General features: G+C 38.9%; 21 protein-coding genes. 6 read left to right on the forward strand and 15 right to left on the reverse strand.

The genetic code is table 11. From position 1 onward, the window contains the following. Positions 1–80: 80 nt before the first annotated feature. From FNK51_RS03750 to FNK51_RS03775, 5 genes are all read right to left on the reverse strand, one after another. Entirely contained in the window at positions 81–1,028 is a 948-nt protein-coding gene (locus tag FNK51_RS03750; protein WP_098371195.1) for an AEC family transporter, read from the reverse strand. A 120-nt stretch (positions 1,029–1,148) separates the two neighbouring features. Next, positions 1,149–2,843 carry an NAD-dependent malic enzyme gene (locus FNK51_RS03755; protein ID WP_141992470.1) on the reverse strand — a complete coding sequence of 565 codons (1,695 nt, stop codon included), beginning with the start codon at positions 2,841–2,843 and terminating at the stop codon, positions 1,149–1,151. A gap of 296 nt (positions 2,844–3,139) precedes the next feature. Then, a complete protein-coding gene (locus FNK51_RS03760) occupies positions 3,140–3,847 on the reverse strand; it encodes a response regulator (protein ID WP_141992471.1) in 708 nt (235 codons plus the stop codon). Next, positions 3,844–5,445, reverse strand: a complete 1,602-nt coding sequence (gene dcuS, locus FNK51_RS03765; RefSeq protein WP_141992472.1) for a DcuS/MalK family sensor histidine kinase — start codon at positions 5,443–5,445, stop codon at positions 3,844–3,846. The genes FNK51_RS03760 and dcuS overlap by 4 nt, the downstream gene beginning before the upstream one ends. Positions 5,446–6,631: 1,186 nt before the next feature. Further along, complete coding sequence (locus FNK51_RS03775; RefSeq protein ID WP_076366909.1) at positions 6,632–8,206, reverse strand: peptide chain release factor 3; 1,575 nt, start codon at positions 8,204–8,206, stop codon at positions 6,632–6,634. Between the two features lie 855 nt (positions 8,207–9,061). Here FNK51_RS03775 and FNK51_RS03780 point away from each other — a divergent pair. Next, the gene (locus tag FNK51_RS03780; protein WP_061462203.1) at positions 9,062–9,265 is read left to right on the forward strand and encodes a cold-shock protein; all 204 of its coding nucleotides are present in this window, start codon (positions 9,062–9,064) and stop codon (positions 9,263–9,265) included. Positions 9,266–9,364: 99 nt separating this feature from the next. Here FNK51_RS03780 and FNK51_RS03785 read toward each other — a convergent pair whose 3' ends face one another. Genes FNK51_RS03785 through FNK51_RS03795 form a run of 3 tightly spaced genes read right to left on the reverse strand, consistent with a single transcriptional unit; the run spans position 9,365 to position 12,589 of the window. Then, the gene (locus tag FNK51_RS03785; RefSeq protein ID WP_141992473.1) at positions 9,365–11,332 is read right to left on the reverse strand and encodes a DUF6449 domain-containing protein; all 1,968 of its coding nucleotides are present in this window, start codon (positions 11,330–11,332) and stop codon (positions 9,365–9,367) included. Beyond that, positions 11,307–12,206 carry an ABC transporter ATP-binding protein gene (locus FNK51_RS03790; RefSeq protein WP_098371201.1) on the reverse strand — a complete coding sequence of 300 codons (900 nt, stop codon included), beginning with the start codon at positions 12,204–12,206 and terminating at the stop codon, positions 11,307–11,309. The genes FNK51_RS03785 and FNK51_RS03790 overlap by 26 nt, the downstream gene beginning before the upstream one ends. Further along, a complete protein-coding gene (locus tag FNK51_RS03795; protein ID WP_452451161.1) occupies positions 12,203–12,589 on the reverse strand; it encodes a GntR family transcriptional regulator in 387 nt (128 codons plus the stop codon). Before FNK51_RS03795 ends, FNK51_RS03790 begins: the two co-directional genes overlap by 4 nt. A 178-nt stretch (positions 12,590–12,767) precedes the next feature. Here FNK51_RS03795 and FNK51_RS03800 point away from each other — a divergent pair, with 178 nt between their 5' ends. Beyond that, positions 12,768–13,184, forward strand: coding sequence for an organic hydroperoxide resistance protein (locus FNK51_RS03800; protein ID WP_076366919.1), 417 nt, complete (start codon positions 12,768–12,770; stop codon positions 13,182–13,184). Between the two features lie 52 nt (positions 13,185–13,236). Here the strand turns inward: FNK51_RS03800 and FNK51_RS03805 are convergent, their stop codons facing one another. Then, positions 13,237–14,553 carry an MFS transporter gene (locus FNK51_RS03805; RefSeq protein ID WP_141992475.1) on the reverse strand — a complete coding sequence of 439 codons (1,317 nt, stop codon included), beginning with the start codon at positions 14,551–14,553 and terminating at the stop codon, positions 13,237–13,239. Positions 14,554–14,768: 215 nt separating this feature from the next. Between FNK51_RS03805 and FNK51_RS03810 the strand changes: the two genes are divergently transcribed. From FNK51_RS03810 to yidC, 3 genes are all read left to right on the forward strand, one after another. After that, positions 14,769–15,590, forward strand: coding sequence for a glycerophosphodiester phosphodiesterase (locus FNK51_RS03810; protein ID WP_098371205.1), 822 nt, complete (start codon positions 14,769–14,771; stop codon positions 15,588–15,590). Between the two features lie 905 nt (positions 15,591–16,495). Continuing rightward, positions 16,496–16,783, forward strand: coding sequence for a hypothetical protein (locus FNK51_RS03815; protein WP_098371207.1), 288 nt, complete (start codon positions 16,496–16,498; stop codon positions 16,781–16,783). 28 nt (positions 16,784–16,811) lie between these two features. Beyond that, positions 16,812–17,597, forward strand: a complete 786-nt coding sequence (yidC, locus tag FNK51_RS03820; protein ID WP_141992476.1) for a membrane protein insertase YidC — start codon at positions 16,812–16,814, stop codon at positions 17,595–17,597. A 110-nt stretch (positions 17,598–17,707) separates the two neighbouring features. Here the strand turns inward: yidC and cphA are convergent, their stop codons facing one another. Together cphA and FNK51_RS03830 are read right to left on the reverse strand one after the other, a co-directional pair. Next, on the reverse strand, positions 17,708–20,332 hold the full coding sequence (gene cphA, locus FNK51_RS03825; protein WP_141992477.1) for a cyanophycin synthetase: 2,625 nt from the start codon (positions 20,330–20,332) through the stop codon (positions 17,708–17,710). Next, positions 20,329–21,141 (reverse strand): cyanophycinase, encoded by an 813-nt coding sequence (locus FNK51_RS03830; RefSeq protein WP_141992478.1) that lies wholly within the window; start codon positions 21,139–21,141, stop codon positions 20,329–20,331. The genes cphA and FNK51_RS03830 overlap by 4 nt, the downstream gene beginning before the upstream one ends. A gap of 174 nt (positions 21,142–21,315) precedes the next feature. Between FNK51_RS03830 and FNK51_RS03835 the strand changes: the two genes are divergently transcribed. Then, positions 21,316–21,738 (forward strand): pyridoxamine 5'-phosphate oxidase family protein, encoded by a 423-nt coding sequence (locus FNK51_RS03835; RefSeq protein WP_141992479.1) that lies wholly within the window; start codon positions 21,316–21,318, stop codon positions 21,736–21,738. A gap of 135 nt (positions 21,739–21,873) precedes the next feature. Here the strand turns inward: FNK51_RS03835 and FNK51_RS03840 are convergent, their stop codons facing one another. The 4 genes from FNK51_RS03840 to opp4A form a co-directional block, all read right to left on the reverse strand. After that, positions 21,874–22,920, reverse strand: a complete 1,047-nt coding sequence (locus FNK51_RS03840; protein WP_141992480.1) for a M42 family metallopeptidase — start codon at positions 22,918–22,920, stop codon at positions 21,874–21,876. A 93-nt stretch (positions 22,921–23,013) separates the two neighbouring features. Then, complete coding sequence (locus FNK51_RS26380; RefSeq protein WP_179891045.1) at positions 23,014–23,151, reverse strand: hypothetical protein; 138 nt, start codon at positions 23,149–23,151, stop codon at positions 23,014–23,016. A 31-nt stretch (positions 23,152–23,182) separates the two neighbouring features. Then, the gene (locus tag FNK51_RS03845; protein ID WP_034314269.1) at positions 23,183–23,371 is read right to left on the reverse strand and encodes a hypothetical protein; all 189 of its coding nucleotides are present in this window, start codon (positions 23,369–23,371) and stop codon (positions 23,183–23,185) included. Positions 23,372–23,480: 109 nt separating this feature from the next. After that, entirely contained in the window at positions 23,481–25,244 is a 1,764-nt protein-coding gene (gene opp4A, locus FNK51_RS03850) for an oligopeptide ABC transporter substrate-binding protein (protein ID WP_141992481.1), read from the reverse strand.

Raw genomic sequence — 25,244 nt, forward strand, 5'->3', positions numbered from 1 at the left:
TGTTATACAATAAGTTTGTTAAGTATTTCACAAACTTCCGTTGAAAAGTATCCATCCAAGAAGGATGGATACTTAGAAGGCTACATTAACAAGGATATATAGATAGGTAATGTAATTAAAGATAGAATGGTACTAATTACAAATGAAGATGCTGTTTCAGTTGATAACGAATCAAATCTAGTTGAAATCATTGCCGCTACAGCAGATCCCGGAAATGATACTAGCAAAATAGCTTTAATTGTATCTGCATGATCAAGGCCAATTAGATGGGCAACCAGAATCATATATAATGGAATAGCCACAACTTTTAAAATGGAAATACCAAAAGCAATTGGTCGTAAGCTAATCTTACGGATACCCACGGTTACACCAACAGCAAATAATGCAACCCCAGATGTCACTGACCCAATTTGATCGAGCGCATTTTTTATGATATCCGGTGCCTGGAACCCTAATAGTGTTAATACAACAGCAAGTAAGGGAATACATGCAAGCGGTTCGCTAAGACCATGCAAAACGATACCCAAAATGTTTGTTTTTTCATCTTTAGATTTACCCAATCTGGATTGTCCGACCGTACCAACTATTGTTGCTAATGGATCCAGAAGGGCATTCACCACAATACCGGTAATCGCAATAGGTATAGCTATCTCTTGCGCCCCAAACAAACTGCCTAATACAGATATCCCCATAAAAGCAAAAGCTGGCTGAGTTGCGTTTAATGAAAACATAGATGCTGCAGTTAAATCGTATTTAAACACCAAACGAGCTACTATTAATAGGATAATGTAAAAGCCAATAACACCTATGGTCATAGTTAAGAAAAATGACCATTGATTAATTAAGGTTTGTTTTGAGGTTGTTGTGATCCCAATGAATAAGTGTGCAGGTAATGCAAATTTTGTAACTAACGTATTAAGCCCTTTGGATGATTCTGAATTAAAAACTTTAAAATAGCCACCCAAATAACCAATAATAATTGTAAAAAAGATTGGTATCAATGTTAAAAATATATTCCCAATATTCACTCGAGATGCACTTCTCTTTCCAAAAAATTGTCCTATTTAAAAGATTCTACTATGACTGACTTATACGGAGATTCCCCTAAAACGGATCCCTTTCTTTTGAGACAACAAAATAATCTGGATTTATTTCCCATGAATAGTTTTGTACTCCGGCTTCCACATGGATTCTGTAATTGCTTTTTCAATATCTGTTATATCCGCTTTCGCAACTCCTTCTTCAATGGCTGTCTTGGCCACTTCGATGGCTACAGATTTAGAAACCTCTTGCAATTGTTTGATTGAAGGGAGTAAAGAAGCACCATGCTTATTGCTATCCGATAATCTTGAAACAGCAGATGATGCTGCTGCAAGCATGCCCTTAGAGATTATTGTTGCTTCTGCGACAATTGCACCAAGTCCAAGTCCTGGAAAAATATATGCATTATTAGATTGTCCGATTGTATAAGTCACACCATTATAGTCAACATCATCAAACGGGCTTCCTGTCGCTATTAAGGCTTTACCTTGAGTCCACTTTATAAGGTCTTCAGGAACAGCTTCCGCTAAGGCAGTCGGATTTGACATCGGCATAATAATAGGATGTTCCACGTGCTTTGCCATTTCTTTTACAACTTCTTCTGAGAAAGCTCCTGTTTGACCAGAGGTGCCGATTAAGATGGTTGGTTTAACCTTTTTTATTACCTCTAATAATGGGATAATTCCGACTTCATTCCGAGCCCATTCCTCGACTTCTTCAGCTTTCCGGCAATACGACTTTTGGAATTTCAAAACATCCGGAATGTCATCTATCAACAATCCACGATAATCGACGGCCCAAAAGTTACCATATGCCTCTTCTCTGGAAATGCCATCAAGGATCATGGCTTCAACCATCTGATCAGCATTACCGATTCCTGCTGCACCTGGACCAAAAACAACAACTCTTTGTTCCTTTAAAGGAACACCAGTTACTTGTAATGCAGACTTTACGGCGGCTAGTGTTACTGCACCTGTACCTTGTATATCATCATTAAAAGTGAGGATCTTTTCGCCATAATTATCGATTATATTTCGTGCATTTATATTTCCAAAGTCTTCCCAGTGAAGTAATACCCTTGGGAAGAAGGCTTGAGAATTTTTAACAAATAAATCAATGAATTCGGTGTATTCATCACCGCGAACACGCCCAAACCTGTTACCAATATACAGTGGATCACTAATCAGGCTTTCATTGTCAGTCCCAACATCCAGGACAATAGGCAGCACCCTGCTTGGATCAATTCCCGCAGCTGCAGTGTAGACTGCCAATTTGCCAATGGCTATGTTAATTCCGCCAACTCCCTGATCTCCGATTCCAAGAATACTTTCAGAATCTGTAACAACTATTAAATCGATATCATCAGATGAAAGGTCCAGGTTTTTAAATGCATCTTCCATTCCCTCCATATTATCAATAGATAGGTATAGACCTCCTGGACGGTGATATTCTTGGGAGTACTGTTGAATGGCCTCTCCTACAGTAGGTGTGTAAATGATCGGAAGTATTTCACTTAGATGGTCTTTAAGTAGGCGGTAAAACAGTACCACATTCCTATTAAATAAATCATATAACATTCCATTCTTCCGAATATTGGTAGGTTGAGTGGAGAATTGTTCATAAGCTCTTTTTACTTGTTCCTCAAGAGTAAGCACCTGGGATGGCAGCAAGCCTACCAATCCTAGTTCATTTCTTTCTTCCTTAGTGAAAGCAACCCCTTTATTAATAAAAGGGTTTGACAGAATACCTTTTCCTCTTAAAGTTGTTTCCAAGCCCTTTTTTGTCTTTTCATATGCTGTCATAGACGTACCCTCTTCCTAAAAATGTATATTTAAAAATGATCATTACCAGGCAATAGAGTATATTCTTCCCCGGGGAAGTGTAATTACTAAAAGAAAACTGTAAAAAGGAAAATAAATATACAGCACATAAAAACTTAAATATTTCCTCATTACTGCTTATTTGTTCAATCTTGTGAAAAATTTATAAATAACTCAATCGCCAGTCTATATCTTAGTAGTCATTTACGGGGGACACTAGCTTATTTAACTAATTTTAGTATTATGTAATTAAAAAAAGTAAGCAGCCATTTGGCTACTTACAGATAACGTTGAATAATATGGCTCTTGTCATCATTAAATTTGTGTTGGGAGACTGGTCGGCCTACCGTTCCATAGATTACCTTAACATCAAGGACCCCGATATCCTTCATGAATTTTAAATATTTCCTTACTGATACCCTGGATATACCCGCCACATTTACGACTTCCTCTGTTGAAAAGGGAGCATTTTTAAATACCAGTATCACATTCCATATAATCTTTAAGGTATCTTGAGCCAATCCTTTCGGTAATTCCTCTGGTAAATGAATTTCTTCTTGATGCAATATTCGATAATCTAATTCTTCTTGATTTAGCATATTTTTATCTTGAATAAAATCTGATTTGTTCCGATATGCTGATAAGGCCGCGTTAAAACGTTCAAATTCAAACGGCTTAATTAAATAATCAACAGCGCCTAGTCTTAATGCTTTCTGAATCCTCTCAATGTCCGACGCAGCAGAAATGACAATAACATCTATCTCTTTTTCACTTTCTCGAATTTGTGAGAGTAAATCGAGTCCATTTTTCCCAGGCATGAAAATGTCTAATAGAACTAACCCTATTCTTTGATTTTCCAATACATTCAGAGCTTGATCCACTGAGGAACAGACAGCAGCTAATTCGTAGCCATCGACTTGATTCAAATAGCGCTTATTGAACTCTGCAACCATCGGGTCATCTTCTACGATCATTACCTTAATCATCCTACATCATCCTTGCTTTTGTATGGTATATAAACCACAAACGTTGTTTCTTGACCTTCTTTTGAACTAATATCGAGATCTCCACCTAGCTTATCCAGGCTTGCCTTAACCAAATATAAACCAATCCCCCTGTCCTCTCCTTTTGTTGTAAATCCTTTTAGAAGGATATGATTAAGATTGGCATCAGATATTCCCTGTCCAGTATCATGAACTTCAATAGTTAAAATATCATCTGCATAATCAAACTTTAATTCAATTCGTTTAACGGGCCTTTTTTCCACTGCTTCTATAGCATTGTCAATCAAATTTCCTATTATCGTAATTAGCTCATGAGTAATAGATGCATTTTCTGGTTCTGGCAATTGAAAGTCAGAGGATAATGCCAGCTTAGCACCTGCTTCCCTGGCATAACTTAGTTTTCCAATTAAAAAACCGGCTAGTACTGGATCTTTAACGGTTTTGGTAATAAAGCCAATCTCGTTTTCTCTGTGGTCAACAAGATCACTAATATATGCTGCAAGCTGATCATAGTAATGCATATGCACCATACCAAGTATTACATGAAGTTTGTTCATGAATTCGTGCGACTGGGCCCTTAACGATTCAGCATATAAACGGACTCCAGTCAGCTGTTCCGCCAGCAGATGTATTTCAGTTTTATCACGAAATGTAGCCACGGCACCTACGATTTCATCCTTCACAAATACTGGTACCTTATTCACTAGTAAGACACTATCTTTTAAATCCTGCTCTTTATCTAATTCGACCTTGCCGGTCTCCAGGATTCTATCCAGGTTTGAGTCAGGCATGTAACTAGTTACCTTTTTACCCGTTGGATTTTCATTAATGCCCGCTTTTTTAAATATCTTTAAAGCTGCTTTGTTTACGAGAGTAATGGTTGAACTCTGATCTACCGCTATAATTCCCTCCCGAACTGATTGTAAAATGGCGTTTCGCTCTTTTAAAACCTTCGCAATAGCAAAAGGTTCCAGCCCAAATAATATTTTCTTAATATACCTTGCCAAAAGTATTGCGCCGGCAATTCCGGTTAATATTCCAAAAACGGTTCCTACATAAATATTAAAACGGCTTTTTAAAACAGCATCATTAACTTTTTGAAGAGAAATACCGACCACCACGGCTCCAATTTGATTATCCTCTGAATCATAAACAGGGGTGAAAGAACGCAAAGACCTGCCTAAAGTTCCTTTGGAAATAGATATGTGCTCTCTACCTCGTAATACATCTTTCTCATCCCCTCCAACAAATTTTTTTCCTATTTTACTTGGATCGGGGTGAGTTTTCCGGATTCCATTATTATCGATTATTACTACAAATTCTACATCTGTCGATTTTTTTATCCTATTGGTAAATTGCTGAACTTCCTGATTTTTCCCACTTCCACTTAACGCTTCAATTACAAGCGGCGTTTGTGCTGCCATGCGTGCTACGTTTACTGCTTTTTCAGTCTGGCTCTTCTCTATTGTATCCGCAACAGTTTGGCTAATAAGAATATCTGTAATAAATAATGATAGGGCTACTACCCCACACACCAGTATCATAATAGTAAACTGTAGACTCCATTTCCCTTTTTTCACTGCTACACACCTCTTTGGTCTAAAAACTCTATTAACTTTAAGGAAGATACTTTTTTTGTTAAGTATGTTCATTTTGCTTACATCACACAATTATTCGGTACTTTATCAAGTTCCAAAAAGGTAGCCAATTGATTTAATTCAATTGTGATAAGATATTACCTAACTATTTGTCAATCGTATCCTTAAAAATACTGATTCATCTGCAATATTTTCCAATGATAAAACCGACTATACCTTCGTAGGCTTGGGTATAAATGCATACCTCGGTAGTTGAATATAAGTTATTTTTGATATTCTCCTCCTGCACCAGGGTTAAAGCCACAAATTTTCAATTATTATTATGCAGTTCATTAAGAAGTTTCGCGGAATATCCCAGCAATTCTTACCATGCTAAAAGTTGCTACGATTTTCTTATTTAACCTTTCCAATTAGTTACTATTTAATTTTCAAAAATACAGCTGTCTAACATCTTCTATCTCCCTGTTTCCGTTTATCTAAAGTCGCCATGTTTAAAACAGGGGTAATGTCTAAAATACCCGCATTTTCAACAGATTTCAAATCAACAATGTATTAAGACAGTACTCAAGGTTTAGACTTACTCATCAATTGTGTAAAATGGCCTAAACATAGAAAAGATCATTTAATTACTAGAGATATGTTAATGATCATGAAAAAAGATTAGTAATTGTAGTCATCAGTGAAGATGTATACCGGGCATTTGAAACCTATAATTCGAAAATACATGCAAATCCTACTTATGTATTTATAACATCAGTCTTTATTGTTTATATTACTTTTATCTGGAATCTGTTTTTGGGGATTACACAAAAAAAGCTTGCAGATTTAGACCCTAAAAGGACCTTATTCTCCAAGCTGAACAATCTCCACCATCCGAAGTTTTCCAGTTAAACTATTGATTTAAATGATATTCATCTCAAATGTCATGGGTTTCTGATCCAATGTACCAAGCTAATACTCCGCCTAAGTGATTTTGTTTTAACAGTTAAGTCGAAGCCTGATTGATTATGAAGTTCCTCCATAAATTTGCTCTATAGATAATTTCACATAATATAAGGTAAATATAGCCGCGGAAACATGTTTAAGGTACTATCAAAAAAACCTTTCGATATTTAAACAATGCTCCAGATAATGAAAAAAGCCCGTGTATATTACACGGGCTTTTCCATTATTTCAAATCCATTGGATTATATAATTCCACGTCAGGATTTTTATCTTGGAACCAACGAAGTGCAAACTCATTTTCAAATAAGAATGCATATTTATCAAACCGGTCTTTAACAAGGATGCTTCTTGAGCTATGAAGGTTTTCATCCAGCTTCTCATCTTCAGCCCAACGTGTAATCTTACTGCCCATGCGCTCCATCACGACTTCAACATTGTACTCGTTCCTCATTCGATGCTCGAATACTTCGAATTGAAGTTGCCCAACCGCACCAAGCAGATATTCTTCCATCCGAACCGTTTTGAAGAGCTGAATTGCCCCTTCTTGTACAAGTTGGTTAATTCCTTTATGGAAATGCTTCTGTTTCATGACGTTTTTAGCTGTTACCCTCATGAATAGTTCCGGTGTAAACTGAGGCAGCCTTTCAAACTGGAACATGTCTTTGCTAGTTGTGATCGTATCTCCAATCTGGTAGTTACCGGTATCATATAAACCGATGATATCTCCGCTTACCGCTTCATTTACGGTGTTCCGATCATCAGCCATGAATTGGGTAGAAGAAGACAGGTTAATCGGTTTCCCTGTCCTGCTCAAGTTTACGCTCATTCCACGCTCGAATTTACCGGAGCAGATACGAAGGAAAGCAATTCGGTCACGGTGTTTTGGGTTCATATTCGCTTGGATCTTGAAAATAAAGCCAGAAAAATCATTACTAACAGGGTCCATTTCACCCGACGTTGTCATCCGTGCTTGTGGAGCTGGTGCAAATTTCAAATAAGCATCCAAAAACGTCTGAACACCGAATGTCGTTAAAGCACTTCCGAAAAATACGGGACTTAGTTTTCCATTCGCAATGTTTTCTTCAGAGAATTGGTTACCCGCTTCCGTTAACAGCATGATTTCTTCCAAAGTTTGCTCATATAACTGGGAATCCTTAAGTTTATGATCCACTTCGAGTTCACCTTCGTCATTCAACGGAAGGAAACGCTCTTCCCCTTCAGTTTTGAACTGTTCAATCCGATTATTGAACCTGTCGTAAATGCCCACGAAGTCTTTTCCCATCCCAATCGGCCAGTTCATTGGATATGTTTCTATACCTAATACCTCTTCGAGTTCGGCAAGCAATTCAAGCGGCGTTTTACCTTGTCGGTCCATTTTATTGATAAAAGTGAAAATCGGGATGCCCCTCATCCGGCATACTTTGAATAATTTAACTGTCTGATCCTCGATACCCTTTGCCGAATCGATAATCATCACGGCGCTATCAACAGCCATCAGTGTACGATAGGTGTCTTCACTAAAATCTTGGTGGCCTGGTGTATCGAGAATATTGACACGGAAATCATCATAATCGAATTGCATGACTGAAGATGTAACGGAAATTCCCCGTTGCTTTTCAATCTCCATCCAGTCACTTGTTGCATACTTCCCTGTTTTTCTAGCTTTAACTGTTCCGGCATCACGGATCGCGCCGCCAAACAGCAATAATTTTTCTGTCAAAGTCGTTTTCCCGGCATCCGGATGAGAGATGATTGCGAAGGTCCGTCGGGATTGAACCTCGTCTTTTAATGTAGTCATAAAATGTTCCTTTCATTATTGGAGTCATCAAAAAAAATTTATAGGAGATTTACTATATTTTTTACATTGGAATAGCAACCTTTCTTTGTATGAAAAAATCCTGATCCTACACAATATATGTAAGAAAAAATATATCATAAGGCATGAGCCTTGGCTACTCTGCATTCATGTCAATCAACCTTTCTATTTTAACACGATATGAAGGAAAGATGTAGAGGTGAATGAAACACCATAAGAGGATTTGTCCAGATGGCAAAACAAAAGACGCTTAATCAGCGCCCCTTATCTTTATCCTTATGGTTATCGTTCATTTATTCATGGTTTAGCTCATTTACCTTACAGTTTTAATCGCTTTTTGATTCCGCTTGTTCTTCCAACGTTTTTTTACTTCCTTGAATATGATGGGAGCAGCAAAAATGAGGGCCCTTTTTAATAATTTTTTCATTTTTCATCCGTCCTTTCTTTCTTATCCTATACCCGATTATTTTAATTTCAACCATAAAGGCTTTTCCTTTTGGACATGGCATCCCCGTCAAATTTCAAACCAGGAAAATTCTGCACGACAATACCGTTATACTTCCCCTTATAAAACCTTCCTAATATTATTTTCCCTAAATGGGAATGTATAAATTGCTTCCATTTGTTTTATCCTTTATAAAGGTGGGTATATACTAAAAAACTGGAAATTGCTCCAGAGGTTAGTGGGTTAATAATGTAGGCTTTCACATATTATCAAGCATCTTCGTATGATACTATAACTTGAATGTGGATGCTTGATAATGTGTGAATTGATTTTTCCATCCAGGTAAAATCATCACCATTAATATTTTTTAACTTTTTAGGAGGATTCATCGAATGACAGTAACAGGTAAAGTGAAATGGTTCAATAGTGACAAAGGATTTGGATTCATCGAAGTACCAAACGAAGATGATGTATTCGTACATTTTTCCGCCATTCAAGGAGAAGGTTTCAAGAGCCTTGATGAAGGTCAAGAGGTTGAATTTGAGATCGAAGAAGGAAACCGCGGACCTCAAGCCAAAAACGTCGTAAAACTCTAAAGCATAGATACACAAACATAATTGATAGGCAATGTAAAAGGATGCCGCCATATTGGGTGGCATCCTTTCCTATATATGTGTACAAGCGAATTATTCACGTTATCTTTCATTAAAATGATCCACAATGAAGCCAGGAACATGTTCGCCAGAAAAACTCTTAATGTCCACATCTCTGCTTTCCTTATAATAAAAGGCAGCTGAATACTCTCCGCCCCAATCGATTTGGGCATTATCAATGGCCGTCTCGATTTCCAAAGCCGTCTTAATTTTCAAGCGATTTGGCTGTTGTTCAATCTGCTGTGCAAGTTCACTTTCAGAACTCGAATGATAAATTTCCGAATCGGTCTTCGCAACCAGGATATAAGAGATATCATCAGCCATTAACCGAGCTTTTTCCGATTGTCCGGTACTTTCCATCCATTTTGAAAACTGAGTATATGAAGAGTCCCAATTCATATAAATGGTTTTGTTATTATTCAAAAGAATTTCGATGGTGGCATAATCACCAAAAGAAGATGTCATTTGGGCGAACGATTGATTATTCAGATCCTCTGACAATGCCTGTACGGCAGTTTCCAGCTGTTGGCCGTCCGTAATCGTTATTGATTTGTCCACTTGTCCGCTCGCCGTTATCTTGATTTTAGATATGTCTTCAGTAGAAACATTCAATAACTCATTAACCATTTTTTTATATTCATTCGACTCATATATTTTCGCCAATAGCGGCATGTAAGAGTCGTAATTTTGCAAATGGTACTCTCTTGCTAACCGTTTGCCATTCTTGAGTTCATACATCAGAAATACGGATTGTCCATCATTCAATTCACCAATGGAAACCTTTTTACCCTTATCGATAATTTCCTGATGCAATAACCTGATCGCTTCTATATTTTCCTTCTCATTAAGATAATTGGAAGCTTTATTCGACGTGTCATCATCTTCAAAAAATAAAGGAGAATCGCCAATATAAATTTGGCTAATCATCTTTTCATCAGGAACCTTGGCCTTATACTGAATGGGATCTATTTTTATTAAGAGTGTCAGCACAATGATAACCACTATAAATGTTACATAACCTTTCAGCTTGACCCGTATTCGCCAAGTCTTTTGCAGGACGATTTCCCCTAAATAATATCCAAGCAAAGAACCGACGGCATATCCGAAGAAAATCCACCCAGGTTTTCCTGTCGTTTCGCTAAAATAAAGCCCTGTGAACAGCATCATGCATAATGTCAGGACGAATTTAAATAATGGCTTAATCTTCGGGTAAACAAATGCCTGCGACACATGCTCCAGCTTTCTCCTCTCATAGAGAAAAAGAGAGCTGATCAGAAATAGAAAGGTTACTATACTATAAATTAATGTATTAATAGAGAAAAAAGTGATTTTTTCCATCTCCGTTGCTGCTAATAAGGGGGAGATGCCATTCATATTGGCACTAAGATAATAATCTGTTGAAAATCCTTCTATCAAAAACTTCACATTGGCTGCAAACAAAACAAACAGCCCCACCGGCAAAGCAAGAAAAATATAGGTCAGCAATCCTTGAAATGCTGATAATCCCGTCACCATTCCAACAAGAACGGCAACAGAAAAGATCAAAGCTTCCAAAATAAATGTAGTCCCCATCCAAGACCATATATCCGTCATGGTATATAGCCTTTCTACATCAATTGCCGAGTGAAATAATATCAATATTGAACCTGTAAGTAAAATCGGCAAACCCATGAAGCCAATTCCCGTCCCAATCATATGAACGTAGATGCTGCGTCTAGTAATCGGTAAACTATGAATAAAGTCTGAAGCTTGTTTCATTTGTAAGAACCGAAAAAGGAAGATGGCAAGTAATACTGGAATAACGATGACCAAGACAAACTGTATCATCTGCTGACAGGAAAAAAGGTTTTCGAATTCCACATATTCATTGTTCTCATTCAAGATAATCGCTAACATTTCCAGAGGCAGGGCAAATATGAGGCCTACGAGATACAGGAAGCCAATCCAGCCAGTGCTTCTGAAAATATAGATAATCAGTTCTCTATTAAACCAGGTTATTCTGGATGACATAACCGATATCCCCCATTTCATAAATGAATATCTCCTCTAGAGTAAGTGGGAGAATATCTAATATTTCTGGCTGATACTGATTAAAGTGCGATTTAATCATGGATTCTTTACCTTTAACGATGCAAACGATCACGCTGCCGCGTCTTTCCTTATTAAGAATTTGAATTCCGCGGTATAAACCGTGGGGAATTTTATGTTTAAAGGCAATTTGCACTTTGTGTACATCCGCTTTTAAGTCATTCAAATCCTTTTCGATAACAAGTTCACCCTTGTGCAAAATCCCTACATGATCGGCTAAATCTTCAATTTCCCTGAGATTATGGGACGATAGTAAAATCGTCATACCCCTTTCCGATACATCCTGAATCAACAACTGTCTCACATTTTTACGCATGACCGGATCTAATCCATCAAAAGGTTCATCCAGGATGAGAACTTCCGGCATCGTCGAGAGTGCGAGCCAAAAAGCAACCTGTCTCTGCATCCCCTTCGATAGTTTATGTATTTTAGTTTGGATGGGGATCTGGAATACTTCCTGTAATTGATAGAAACGTTCTTGATTCCACTCACTATAAATATGACTATAAAAACCTGCCATTTGCATGATCGTATAGTTAGCCAGGAAATAAGGTATATCAGGAAGGAAGAAACAACGATTTTTCACTACACGGTTTTCAAACACATATGATCGATCAATAAGAACTTCACCTGCGTCCTGTATCAGATTGCCTGAAAGCATTTTTAATAAAGTCGTTTTCCCTGCCCCATTTGAACCTAATAACCCGAATATGGAGCCTTTTTGTATGAACAAGGTGACGTTTTTGATCGCTTCTTTTCCTTCATATAATTTACTCACCTGTTTTATTTCAATCATGATTCTCCCCCCTTTGCCAATGGACTGATTTCCTTTATTAATCTATAAATTTCATGTTTATCGATTCCGATATACAGAGCTTCAGCGAGTACCTTTGAGAGCTCGTTTCTGATCTTTTCTTCTTTTAATGAGTTTTTTAAAGATTTAGGAGGTGCCACGAAATTCCCTTTGCCTGGCAATGTATATATAAACCCGTCAGATTCAAGCTGCTTGTACGCTTTCTGGATCGTATTCGGATTGATGGTCAATTCCTGAGCCAATATTCGTATGGATGGGAGCTGATTATGTTCCTGTAAAACTTCATTGATCATTAGTTCCTTAAACTTATCCATCAATTGCTCATATATCGGCTTTCCACTTTGGACATCCAACTCAAACATCATCAACCCCTCCTAGCAAATGGGTGTATTACATCTCCTAATACAGTACATTATAAAACAATATCTTCCAATTTAAAACCAATTTCAAACAATACTACCCATACATTTGCTTTCATTTTGTTTAACAAGACTTACAGTAGGGAACTAAAGATAATAAGAATAAACAAAGGAGTTGTTTTCATTGAAACCATTATATACAGCTACAGTTACCGTACACGGTGGTCGTGAGGGACATGTTAAATCAGAGGACGGGATTCTGGATTTCGATGTGAGGTCACCGAAGGAATTAGGTGGTTCCGGTGAGCGTGCTACAAATCCTGAACAGTTATTTGCAGCCGGTTATGCAGCTTGTTTTGACAGTGCCTTGAATCTTGTTCTGCAAAAAGAAAAGAAAAAAGTCGATACTTCCGTGACGGCAAATGTCACGATTGGTAAAGATGAGGAAGACGGTGGTTTTAAATTAGCTGTAAGGTTGGATGTTTCGATTCCCGACCTAAGCAGGGAAGAAGCCGAAGACTTTGCCAAAAAAGCTCACATGACCTGCCCTTATTCAAAAGCAACTCGCGGGAACGTCGATGTCACCTTGATTTTAGTATAAAAATATGCAAGGGAATGGATACGGCATTAAGGCCGGCTCCATTCCCTTTTTACTATTTCACTTCTTCCAATCCCTTCAACTTCAAAAGAAAGCCCAGACCTATTACCGCCATGATGATCAGTGACCCTAATGCCATCCGGCTCGCCAATGTACCGAGGTCATGGAATACCAACGTTATCGTTCCATATAAAAGCGGACCGATTATGGAAGAAACTTTTCCGGAGAATGCAAATAGTCCAAAAAATTGCCCCCTCTTCTCTATCGGGGTCAATTCAATGATATATGTCCGTGATGTCACCCACATCGAACCTAGTGAAATACCAAACATACTCCCTGCAACCCAGAACCAAAGAGCGGTTTGTGCGAAGACTGCTATAAATAAAGCGACCAAGAGCAGAACTCCCACATATGTCACAGCTAGCCGCGGTCCCTTCGACTGAGTGATATATCCAAACAGAAACGATCCGGCAATACTCGATACTGTCGATACCAAGTAAAGCAAAATGAATCCGCTTGAGGAAAATCCAACAACAGTCTTGGCATATACGGCCATCATGCCGATAGTGGTAGCAATTGCATCATTTAAAAAGAAATAAGCAATCATGAATGTAAAAACCGATCGATAGGATTGCATCTCTTTAAATGTTGATTTAATTTCCTTATAACCGGATAAAAAAGGTTGTTTCGCTTTTTGCTGTTTTGGAGTCTCTTTTAAGAAAAAGAATAAAGGAAGGGAAAAAACCAGAAATAAAATCGCCGTTGGAATAAAGGCTTCATGTGAACTCCCTTTACTAATGAATGGATAGATCGACAGTCCCACTAACGTTCCAAGATAACCTACCGCCACTCCAAATCCTGATATAAGCGGCAATTGCTGTTTCGTGCCTAAATCACTCATCATCGTATCATAGAAAACAAGACTCGAATGATAGAAAAACTTTGCTATCACAAATAAAAGAATGACGATCGCTAAGGAAATTGGAATGCCCAGAAGCTTTCCATCGAACGGAGCCCCTCCAAATACCCCCATTAAAAATGTACATACAACAGAAATGAGTGTAAAAATTATAATGTATTTTTTCATTTTTCCCGTTCGATCGATCATGACTCCGAACAGCGGGGAAAACAAAACAAGAAACAAACTGGCAATCGCATTAGCGTAGGAGATGAAGGTACTTGCAATCTGATCAAGAACGGCATTTTCCCCAATCTGTTCCTGGAGGAAGAATGGAAAGAAAATCGTATTTATATTAGAAGAAAAAATCGTATTGGCAAAATCGTAAAACGCCCAAGAGAGAATGGGCAGGGAAAAATATAAACCAAAATTCCCCTTCCATTTTTTAGACTTCGGTTTCACCTGCAATTCCATCCGCTTTCCCTCCTTTATAGATGCTTAAATTATATGTATTCCATACCTTTACAATAAATCCTTTAAGTCTGGATTATAACATTGTGTAAAACATGATTTTTTCCTGCCTAACATGTAAAATTATGAAATAAGGCTGTCCTGCTAACTTCTTCTTTATATTCTTTAAGTTTGGGTAAAGGATATATAAAATAATGTGCCTAATAGGAGTGTGAAAGATGATTGCATTTATTCTTATTATCTTGTTAACCATACTTGTACTGTTCGCTATCTACGCTAAAAGATCAAAGAGTGATTTCCCTGAAAGCTTCATAATGCAGCATTCCCCCCTTAAAATTGGACATCGCGGTGCATCTGGATATTGCCCCGAGAATACCATGGCTTCTTATATTAAAGCAATTGAATTGGGAGCTGATTTCCTGGAAGTGGATATCCATCTTAGTAAAGATGATGTACTTGTGGTTCATCATGATCCCACACTGGATCGAACCACAAACGGCAAAGGGAACCTCCGTGATTACACGGCAGCCGAATTAAAGGAACTTGATGCAGGAAGCTGGTATCATTCTCGCTATAAAAACGAAAGGATTCCTTTACTGAGTGAGGTATTGGAGAATTTCGGGTCAGAAGTTGGAATCTTAATCGAAATAAAACATCCATCTGCTTATCCTGGCATTGAACAGAAACTTGCAGAAGAATTAGAGAAATTCCAAGAATATTCAACAAGTAAAAATAGGATAATGGTACATTCGTTCGATATGGAATCCATGAAAAGGTTCCATCAATTAATGCCGGACATACAAGTGGGCGTATTGATAAAACGGCGAATTAATGACCAAAAATTAAAAGAGATTGCCGAGTTTGCATCATTTTTGAATCCAAAGCAAACGATTTTAAGTACTAAGCTGCAAATGCGAATCCAAAAGCACGGGATGAAAGTATATACATGGACCGTCAACAATAAAAAACAAATGCGCATGTTCAAAAAGATGCAGTTAGATGGTATCATTTCTGATTTTCCTGATTATTTCCTGGATTGAAACTTTGAATGTGTTTGCCTATTATTTTTTCTTTAAAAACGTTCCAGTTGATTTCAGAAATCCGCCCCTTTCAACATCTAGCGGGATCTTGGCTAGCCAGTTATTCGGTAGGGGTGTCGCAAATTCCTTCAAGCCAGTCAGGGTTTCATTTCAAGTATTCTTTTATAATCATGGTTCGGGGTGAGACCATTCGAACTCCCCCTTTGTCGACAAACTGAACAATCCGCAAATGCGGATTGTTTTTTTAAATAACATTGAAATGATTGTATCTCATGCCCATCCGTACCATTATAGGCCCATCGCTATTGGCCTCTTCTCCATCGATAACCTGCCACGGAATTTAACCGACAAGTGGGGGAAAGCCAAAATGAGCGGACATTCTTAAGCCATACATAAGTATGTTGGTAAAAGCACCCTTTCATTGAACAAGCGTCAATTGCCTTATACATCCATCATGAAAGTTGTGGAATAATTAAAGGCGGAGCTATATGAGGCGGGCCTCCTCCATAGGACGGACCAGGCGGAATCCTTACATCCATTATTTGATCTTTTAATGGATTATCCATGCTTCGGGGATGTGCATTTTGATATAAATTATTTTAAGTACCGTTATGACGGTTCTGTTTATCGAATGAATTGAACTTCCTTTTATCCGTATGTAGACGTATGACCATGTGTGCAATCTTCGCTCTCGAATCTAGGTTCTATATGACCTTTAACGAGAAATTAATGCACCAGAAAATATTCCCTGTTTATTTTTTGAAAAAATCCCTATATTTTTTGGCTTTCTTGTACTAGAATTTGATATAGTGTTCTTAATGATTTAAACTTATTCAAGTCCCTAAATCGTTTTTGGGGACCAACCGAACTAAATTTTCTTATCTTAGAAAAAACGAGGGATTCCTATGTGGGAATTATTATTAGAATTCGATTATCAGACCGTTCGCCATGCGGTATGGGCAGGTTACTTATTTACCTTTGTCTTTCCACTGGCTGCGTTTTACTTCTTAAATAAAAAGCAATCACTCTTGAACGACAAATATCAAGCTTCCGTTCATTCAGATAAAAGTAAATCTCCTGTTCAGAAAGGCAGCACTTTTGACTGGCGCGGTGCACAGCGCTTTTTCACATTTATCCGGCACAAGGATTCACCAGATGATTCCGATGAGCCAAGCCTCCTTCTCGTTGTTTAAACATTAACAATTCGAGGAGGAAATTATAATGAAGAAGAAAAACATGTTTCTAATTGCCGTCCTATTTTTGGCAACGACCCTTTTGACAGGATGCTCAGCAGCAACGAGCGGGCCATTTCATACTGCATTGGTTAATCCTATGACAAAAATGCTAGAATTTAATGCTGATTTATTTAATGGCAACTATGGTATAAGCATCATCATGATGACATTTTTGATTCGCCTTGTCTTGCTTCCACTGACTGCCAAGCAATATAAAACACAGCTTAGCATGAAAACGAAGATGAGTGGGCTGAAACCGGAAATGACAGCAATCCAGCAGAAAATCAAAGAGACGAAAGATCCAGCTAAACAAAAGGCCCTTCAACAGGAAATGATGCAGCTTTACCAAAAACATGGAGTCAATCCTTTAAACATGGGCTGTCTGCCGCTCTTAATTCAAATGCCGATTCTAATGGGCTTTTATTATGCGATTCAAGGTTCCCATGAAATTGCGACACATAGTTTCCTTTGGTTCAGTCTTGGCCAGCCGAATATTGCCATGGCGATTATTGCTGGTGTCATTTATTACTTCCAATCGGTCATTTCCATGAGACAAATGCCGGAAGAACAGCAGAAACAAATGAAGATGATGAGCCTGCTCTCACCAGCAATGATTTTATTCATTTCTTTCTCTGCTCCTGCTGCATTGCCGCTGTATTGGTCGATCGGAGGTATATTCATGATTGTTCAGTCAATCGTGCTTCAGCGAATATATAAAAAAGACCATGCCGCTGTCCCGGCTGTAAATGAAACGGGTATTAAAAAAAGCTAATCCACTTGGATTAGCTTTTTTCATATCAGTCACTTTCCAGCTTCACTGAAACTCCTCAAGCTTGCCTTGATGGACAGTGAAGGGATTTTTAGGGCGAAATGCACTTTATTTTATTTCTTCGGCAATGGATTTGTTGTTGAAACCTTTTCGAAAAACCTCTCTACATATTCGAAATCCGTGTAAAAGAACAATAATAGATCACCCGGTTGTGATGTTTCCCAGGCTTTTACGAATGCATCCAATTCATTAGGTTCGATGAATGTCCGATCTTTATGTAACCCAGCCTCTACGGCAGCTCCCTGAAGCAGCCCCGCTACTTCGAACGGCTCCCTTCCACGCAAATCATCATCTTCTTTAATGATGAACAGATCAGAATTCATGGCCGCCACCTTGGAGAGCCTGATAAGCTCTTCATCAATACGGTCCCCCGGTCCTGCCAAAACAGTGATAAGACGATTTTTGTTATAGGCACTGACCGTTTCGAATATAGCCTTCAATCCTGCTTCATTATGGGCATAGTCGATGATGATCGTGCGCTCTTTCAATTTTTTTAAATTGAAACGTCCTTTGGACAAATTCGTATCAGGCATAAATGTGGCAGCCTTCCTTCTTAGTTCTTCCATTGAAATGCCTTGTGTTTCGGCTGCGGCTAACGCCTGAAGTAAATTGGCGATATTATGACGTGCCATGCCTGAAATCGTAATTGGAATAATGGTGCAATCCATAAATTGATGGATGACTCCATCAGATGAATGACAAATCACGCCTTGTTCATTGACGTACCAAACTTTACCTCCCCCATTTATCGCAGCCTTCACGTGAGGCTGGGTGGCATCAGTAGAGGTGTAAATAACCTCCCCATCTGTATAGGCGTTCATGGCAGCTACATTCGGATCATCTGCATTCAGCACACAATAACCTGTTTTCATTACGACTTCGGCTACCAGCCTCTTTAATTTTATGAGATCATCCAATGTATCGATTCCATCATGGCCGAGGTGATCCTCACTTACATTGGTGATGATCCCCACATCACATTTACGAAAAGCCAGACCTTCACGCAGAATTCCGCCCCGGGCCGTTTCCAATACGGCTACATCAACTTCAGGATGGGCCAATATCATTCTTGCACTGACAGGGCCACTGCAGTCACCTTGATCCAATACCTCATCGCCGATATATACTCCATCAGAATTTGTCATACCGACCTTTGTTTTTTCATTAGTAAGAAAATAATGAACCAATCGCGTTGTTGTCGTCTTTCCATTTGTACCGGTCACTGCGATGATCGGTATAGCCGCCTCTTCCCTAGTCGGAAATAAGTAATCGACAATGGCTTTGCCTACATCCCTTTTTTTTCCTTCACTCGGATAATGATGCATTCGAATTCCCGGTGCAGCATTCACTTCAATAATCGCAGTCCTTGAATGTTCGATTGGTTTGGATATATCCTCACAGATAAAATCTATTCCGGCTATATCCAAACCGATCGCTTTCGCGGCAGCAACAGCCATATTTTTAATGGTAGGGTGAACCTGGTCCGTTACATCGATTGCCTTTCCACCAGTCGAAAGATTTGCATTGCCGACAACTTGAACCAATTCCCCTTGATTCGGAATGGTATCGAGCGTCCGGTTCGATTTTTCCAAGTAACACGTCACGGTATGTGTAAGTGGAATTTTTGACATCGGCTTTTCATGACCTTCTCCCCGCAACTCATTACAATTTTCCTTTTCTATCAAACTGCGAATCGTTTCCTTACCGTTGCCAATAACATAGGGAGGAAGCCTCAAACTAGCGGCGATAAGTTCTCCGTTGACTATCAGTAACCGATAATCATGTCCTTCAATATGCCGTTCGACAATGTACTTCTCCACTTGCAACTCCAAACAATTAATTACATTGAATAGTTCATCCTTATTTTTGATATGGGTGATGACACCCTGCCCCTGTCTCCCATTATACGGTTTTATGACCAGTGGAAAACCCAGCCTGTCCGCCGAGGCAAAGATATCTTCAATGGAGTGGGCAACTTCCCCTTCAGGTACATGGAGACCACACCCTCTTAAAATTGATTTAGTCAATGATTTGTCACATGAATTCTCAACGGCAATATTCGAAGTTTGGCTAGATATTGTCGCCTGGACATACTTCTGCCTTGTACCGGTTCCTAACCGCAGTAAGCTTTCATCACCCATTCGCTCGACAGGGATATCTTTTGCCTGCGCTGCCTTAAAAATGGCTTCGGTACTTGGCCCCAGTTTATTTTTATAATATAACTGCTCTATTTGTTTTACATAAGATTGTACATTTATAAGTTTCTCACCATTCAGGATGGCTTCCACGATATCTTTTGCTGCTAAAAAAGCTTGAAGACCTGAGTGAGGCTCCTGATAGTCAAAGGTAACATAATAAACACCCTTCTTTTCCATCATTATCGTTTTTCCACGAACGGCTTCGATTCCGGCCAAGTTTTGAAGCTCAATCGTTATATGCTCCAATATATGTCCCATCCATGTTCCTTTTCTCAGCCTTTCGGCGAAACCGCCTCGATATCCTTTTGAACATGTATGGCTTCCCAAGTTCGGGAGCGCCTTTAACAATTTTTCATTGAATCCAGGTATTGAATCAGATGGTTTCTGTTCAAGTTCCCCTATATCCAATTCAATGCAAATCGTAGGTGTGTAAGCAAAATAATTAGGTCCTTTTAAATAACGGACTCGATTGATCATCATTGTTGGATCCCCTTTTTCATCAACAATTTCCTGGTAAGCAGGTCAAAACGGTATCCCCTGGTTAGTGCATGAAGGTTAAATCCCGAAAGAGTCAACTCTTCACTGCCATTATCAGAAGATGTGATATTGATATAATCACTGGTGCTGCCATCAAGAACCAATACTTGATGTTGGCCAACTACTTCAAAATGACCGTCTTTAACTAAAATTGCTGTATTTTCATCAATGCCAATACCCATAATTTCTTTATTCCCTGCTATCGCACTTAACAGACGATCAAAGCGGCCACGCTGGGAAAAATGTTGATCGATTATCAGGCCGTCAAGGAAGCCAAAGCCTACCCCAATTTCAACCTTTAATTTATTGGCATTCAGCATCGTGTCAGCAGCGACGATCATGTACTTACCTAAAATCGAAGCGCCAGCACTTGTCCCTGCTATCACCATTCCTTTATGCCAGGATTTAGAAAGGGCATCGTGGAACTTGGTTTTCCCAATCAGTTCAGACAATCGGCTTTGATTTCCCCCTGAAATGAAGATAGCTGAAAAAGATTTCAGCTGTTCACAAATTGCAGGATCATCTGCATCCTGCCTTGAATCCAGCTTGATCACTTCCACCCTGTTCACGCCTAAATCCCTGAAGATCTTGATATACTCTGCACTCACTTCCTCAGGAATTTCACTTGCTGTAGGCAATATTCCTATTCCGCCGTCGTTATGGGTTGCAAGCTCGACAAATTTATTTAATACTTCACCTTCAAGGCACTTATCCTCTGCCCCGCCAATGATAAGTAATTCACCACAATTCATTCATCATACTCACCTTTACAAATGGATTAACATCATGAAACAGAACACATAATGACTAGTATGGCAAATTCTTTCAGTCTTCATTCATAAAAATGGCAAACTGCATAATTTTGTTTAACTTAATGGAAAAAGAGGAAAAGTAATAGAGTAAAAAAATAAAAGGAGTGTGCAAAAATGAGCCAAAACCAATTAAAAGAAAAAGTATTGAACATCATTCGTGATCATAAAATAGGAGTTTTATCTACAGTTGAAAACAACAAACCACATTCACGCTATATGACATTTCTTAACGATGAATTAACTTTATACACACCAACGAGTGGAAAGACGGAAAAAATTGATGAAATTGAAAAGAATCCTAATGTTCATATTCTGATCGGCTATGATAATGAAGGATTAGGCGATTCCTACCTGGAAATCTCAGGTACCTCGAAAATTAACGATTCACAGGATTTGAAGGATAAATTATGGAATGAATCATTTGAAGATTGGTTCGAAGGTTCGAAAGATCCCAATTATTTAATCCTTCAAATTAAACCGGAAAGCATTCGGTTGATGAACAACAATGGTGAACCTCCACAAGAATTATCATTATAAATCATTAATATTTGTCACTCACGAGTAAAGTGACCAAACTCACGAGTATTACGCCAAAACTCATGAGTATAATAAGAATATCGCTAAAAAACCAATAAAAGCCCGCACTCATGTGAGTGCGGGCTTTTTTCAAGATTAAACCAACTCTGATTGGATATAATGCAAAATCAGATTGGCTGTATGTTTTAATGAAGAGACATGCGTCCGCTCGAAGGCATGTGAAGCATCAATCCCCGGTCCGATTAGACCATGTACGACATCATAGCCTGCCCGGATCGCTGCGGAAGCGTCCGAACCATAATATGGATAAATATCGACGCGGTAGTCGACAGCATTTGCTTTGGCAAGGGCGACTAGATGCTGACGTAATTTATAATGATAAGGACCCGAGGAGTCTTTTGCGCAAATGGAAACGCTGAATTCATCCGTAGATTGTCCATCACCGATCGCTCCCATATCGACAGCTAGATATTCCACTGTTTTCTCAGGGATATTGGAATTACCGCCATAGCCGATTTCTTCATTGTTTGAAATCAGGAAATGGGTCGTATTTGCCAATTTTATCTTTCCTGCGGAAATGAGGTCAATGATATGAAGCAGGATGCCGACGCTTGCTTTATCATCCAAATGCCTTGATTTCAAAAAGCCTGTATCCGTAACTTCCACTCTCGGTTCAAAGGAGACAAAATCTCCAACAGAAATGCCAATGGCTTCAGTTTCCGCTTTAGTTTTCACGACAGCATCTACCCGGACCTCAATTGTCTCATCATCACGCTTGGCATCCCCGGCATTTTTATATACGTGGACAGAGGTCTGATTGATTAAGATGGTCCCGGTGATAATTGCTCCGTCAGCTGTGTGGATTTTACAATACTCCCCTTCCACTGAGTTCCAGCGAAAACCGCCGATCATCGTCAATTTAAGGCGGCCATTTGCCTTGATTTCCTTTACCATGGCTCCCAAAGTATCGACATGGGCAGTCAACAAACGATGTTTGCCATCATCTTCGCCTTTTAATGAAGCAAGCAATGCCCCTTTATTCGTGATCTTGTAAGGAACCTTCCTCTGCTCCATGAAATCAGCCGCGTATTTAATCGCTTGATCTGTATAGCCGGAGGGGCTAGGTATGGACACCAATTCTTTTATGTATGATACGATCTCTTCTTCTTTTATCAAACTCATGCATATCTCTCCTTTCCTCTTTGTTCATTATATCTTTTCATGGGAACTTTTAACATATTAAAAGACCGCCAAAAGACGGTCCTATTAATCGATTTAACTCATATGGGCCAGGACAGGCAAGATGGCCATAACTAATGTTGAAATGCCATATAACGCTAAATTCTCCATATTAACTTTTCTTTTCCACTTATCTCGCCATACTTTGTATCTGCCCATATCTTCGTTCCTCATAAAAAAACCTCCTTCATGATGAAAGTTCAACTTATTTCAACTGTCTTTGTTTGTTGGACATTTCCTTCATATATTCCAAGAAGGCAATTCTCTTTTCGTCTGGATAGGCTACAATGTCAGCAATGATTTCCTCTTCAAGAGGTTTCAGTAACCGGCCAACCGATTCAGTAAACAATATTTCTAACTCTCTCTTTGTTTCATTAGGATTTCTCACTTCCATCAATATCACCCTTCCAATTACTTACTATTATCTATATAACCTTTATCCACTTCATTGAAACGCAAAAAAATCGACCGCCCATAAAGGCAGCCGATAGTCATCAATTAAATTATTTCGTTACCCCCACATTATGCCACTGATATTGGCGGCCTGCGAGGTAATCATAACCTGTAACGCGTTCATTCACTCCAGCCAATTGATAACGGAATAATGTTGGAATGACCGGTACCTCTTCATGAATCAATTCTTGCCACTCATTATACGTATCGATCCGATATTGATCATCGAAGGCTTCCTCTGAAATCCCTTTAGCAAGAAGCTCATCATTTTTTTCATTCACCCAGCGGGTATAGTTAAATTCTGCAGACCTTGACCATATTCCTGATGGATCAGGATCGGATGCGACACCCCATGCAGCTGAATAAACATCAACTTCGTCATTATCCTTTTTCAGCAGGTCGTAGAATGAATTGAACTCATGAAGCCTTCCATCCTGCAATTCAACGTCCAAACCTACTTGTTCCCATTGTTGGATATAATATTTTGCTAGTGGCTCAGAAACATCCGAACCGCTCATGGAAGCAAAGTTGATCTTGAACTCTTTTCCATCCGCATCTTCACGAATTCCATCATTATTCGTATCTACAAATCCTGCTTCATCCAAGAGTTTTTTAGCTTTTTCAGGATTATATTCATATGGTTTTAGATCTTTATTGTTATATTTAAAGTTCGGTGTAATGACCGAGTTAGCAGGGAAACGAAGGCCCTTGAACATTTTTTCGCCAACTTCTTCATTATTGATGGCATATGCCATCGCCTGACGAAGGCGTTTGTCTTCGAATTTAGGATTTTCATCCATAACATTTTCTTCTTTTTCCTTATCATAATGGCCGAAGTTGAAGCCAATATAGGAATAAGCCAATTCAACTTTCCCCAATAATTCGACATTGTCCAATTCCTTGGCCTGTTCATATTGTTCAGCCAGGACCTCCGCTACATCGAGGTCACCATTTTCAAGTGACTTAACGACAACAGACGGATTCACGACTTTTAATGTGACACTGTCCAATTTAGGTGCACCGCGGTAATAATCTTTATTCGCTTCGAATTCGACCGCTTCCCCTTGAACGATTTTCTTCACTTTAAATGGTCCAAAACCAATCGGGTTTTTACGGATTTTATCCGAAGATTCCAACTCTGCAATCGGAACATCTTTTAAGTATTCTTTATGAAGCGGATATGTCCATAATCCAGTCGTGACGGAAGGATTCGCTTTTTTGAAAGTGAAAGTGATTTTCTTGTCGTCCACTTTAATGCCTGAAATCTTATCCGCTTTCCCTTCATGATACTCTTCCATACCCTCGATTAATGCCATTTGTTCATCATAGCGTACCCCTTTGTAATCTTTGCTTCCCATGACAAGATATGCATATTCTAAATCAGCACCTGTCACAGGTTTTCCATCTTGCCAATTAACATTATCTTTTATTGTAAGTGTTACCGTTTTATTATCGTCTGATATTTCATAAGAAGCAGCACCGTCATTTGTGAAAACATAGTTTTCGTCTGTATCCAGTAAATCTTCATCAAAGAATGTAATAACTTGGTTATCGGGTTCGCCTTGATAGAAAACTTTGTTTAATATCCCTTCAAACGGGGTATCGGATACCAAACCATATGTCAGATGGCCGCCTTTAATCGGCTCTCCTTGATTAGTCGTCTTTGTCGGGAATTTAGAGGTATCGACCTGTTCGACATCTTTCCCCTTTTTCTCTTTCGTTGACGATTTCTCCGTATCATTCGAACATGCAGCAAGCAATAGAGACGAAATGGCCAATGCACTTAATACCTTACTGTAGCTTTTGATTTTCAT

The organism is Bacillus sp. B4EP4a (assembly GCF_006680105.1).
GTDB lineage: Bacteria > Bacillota > Bacilli > Bacillales > DSM-1321 > Peribacillus > Peribacillus simplex_E.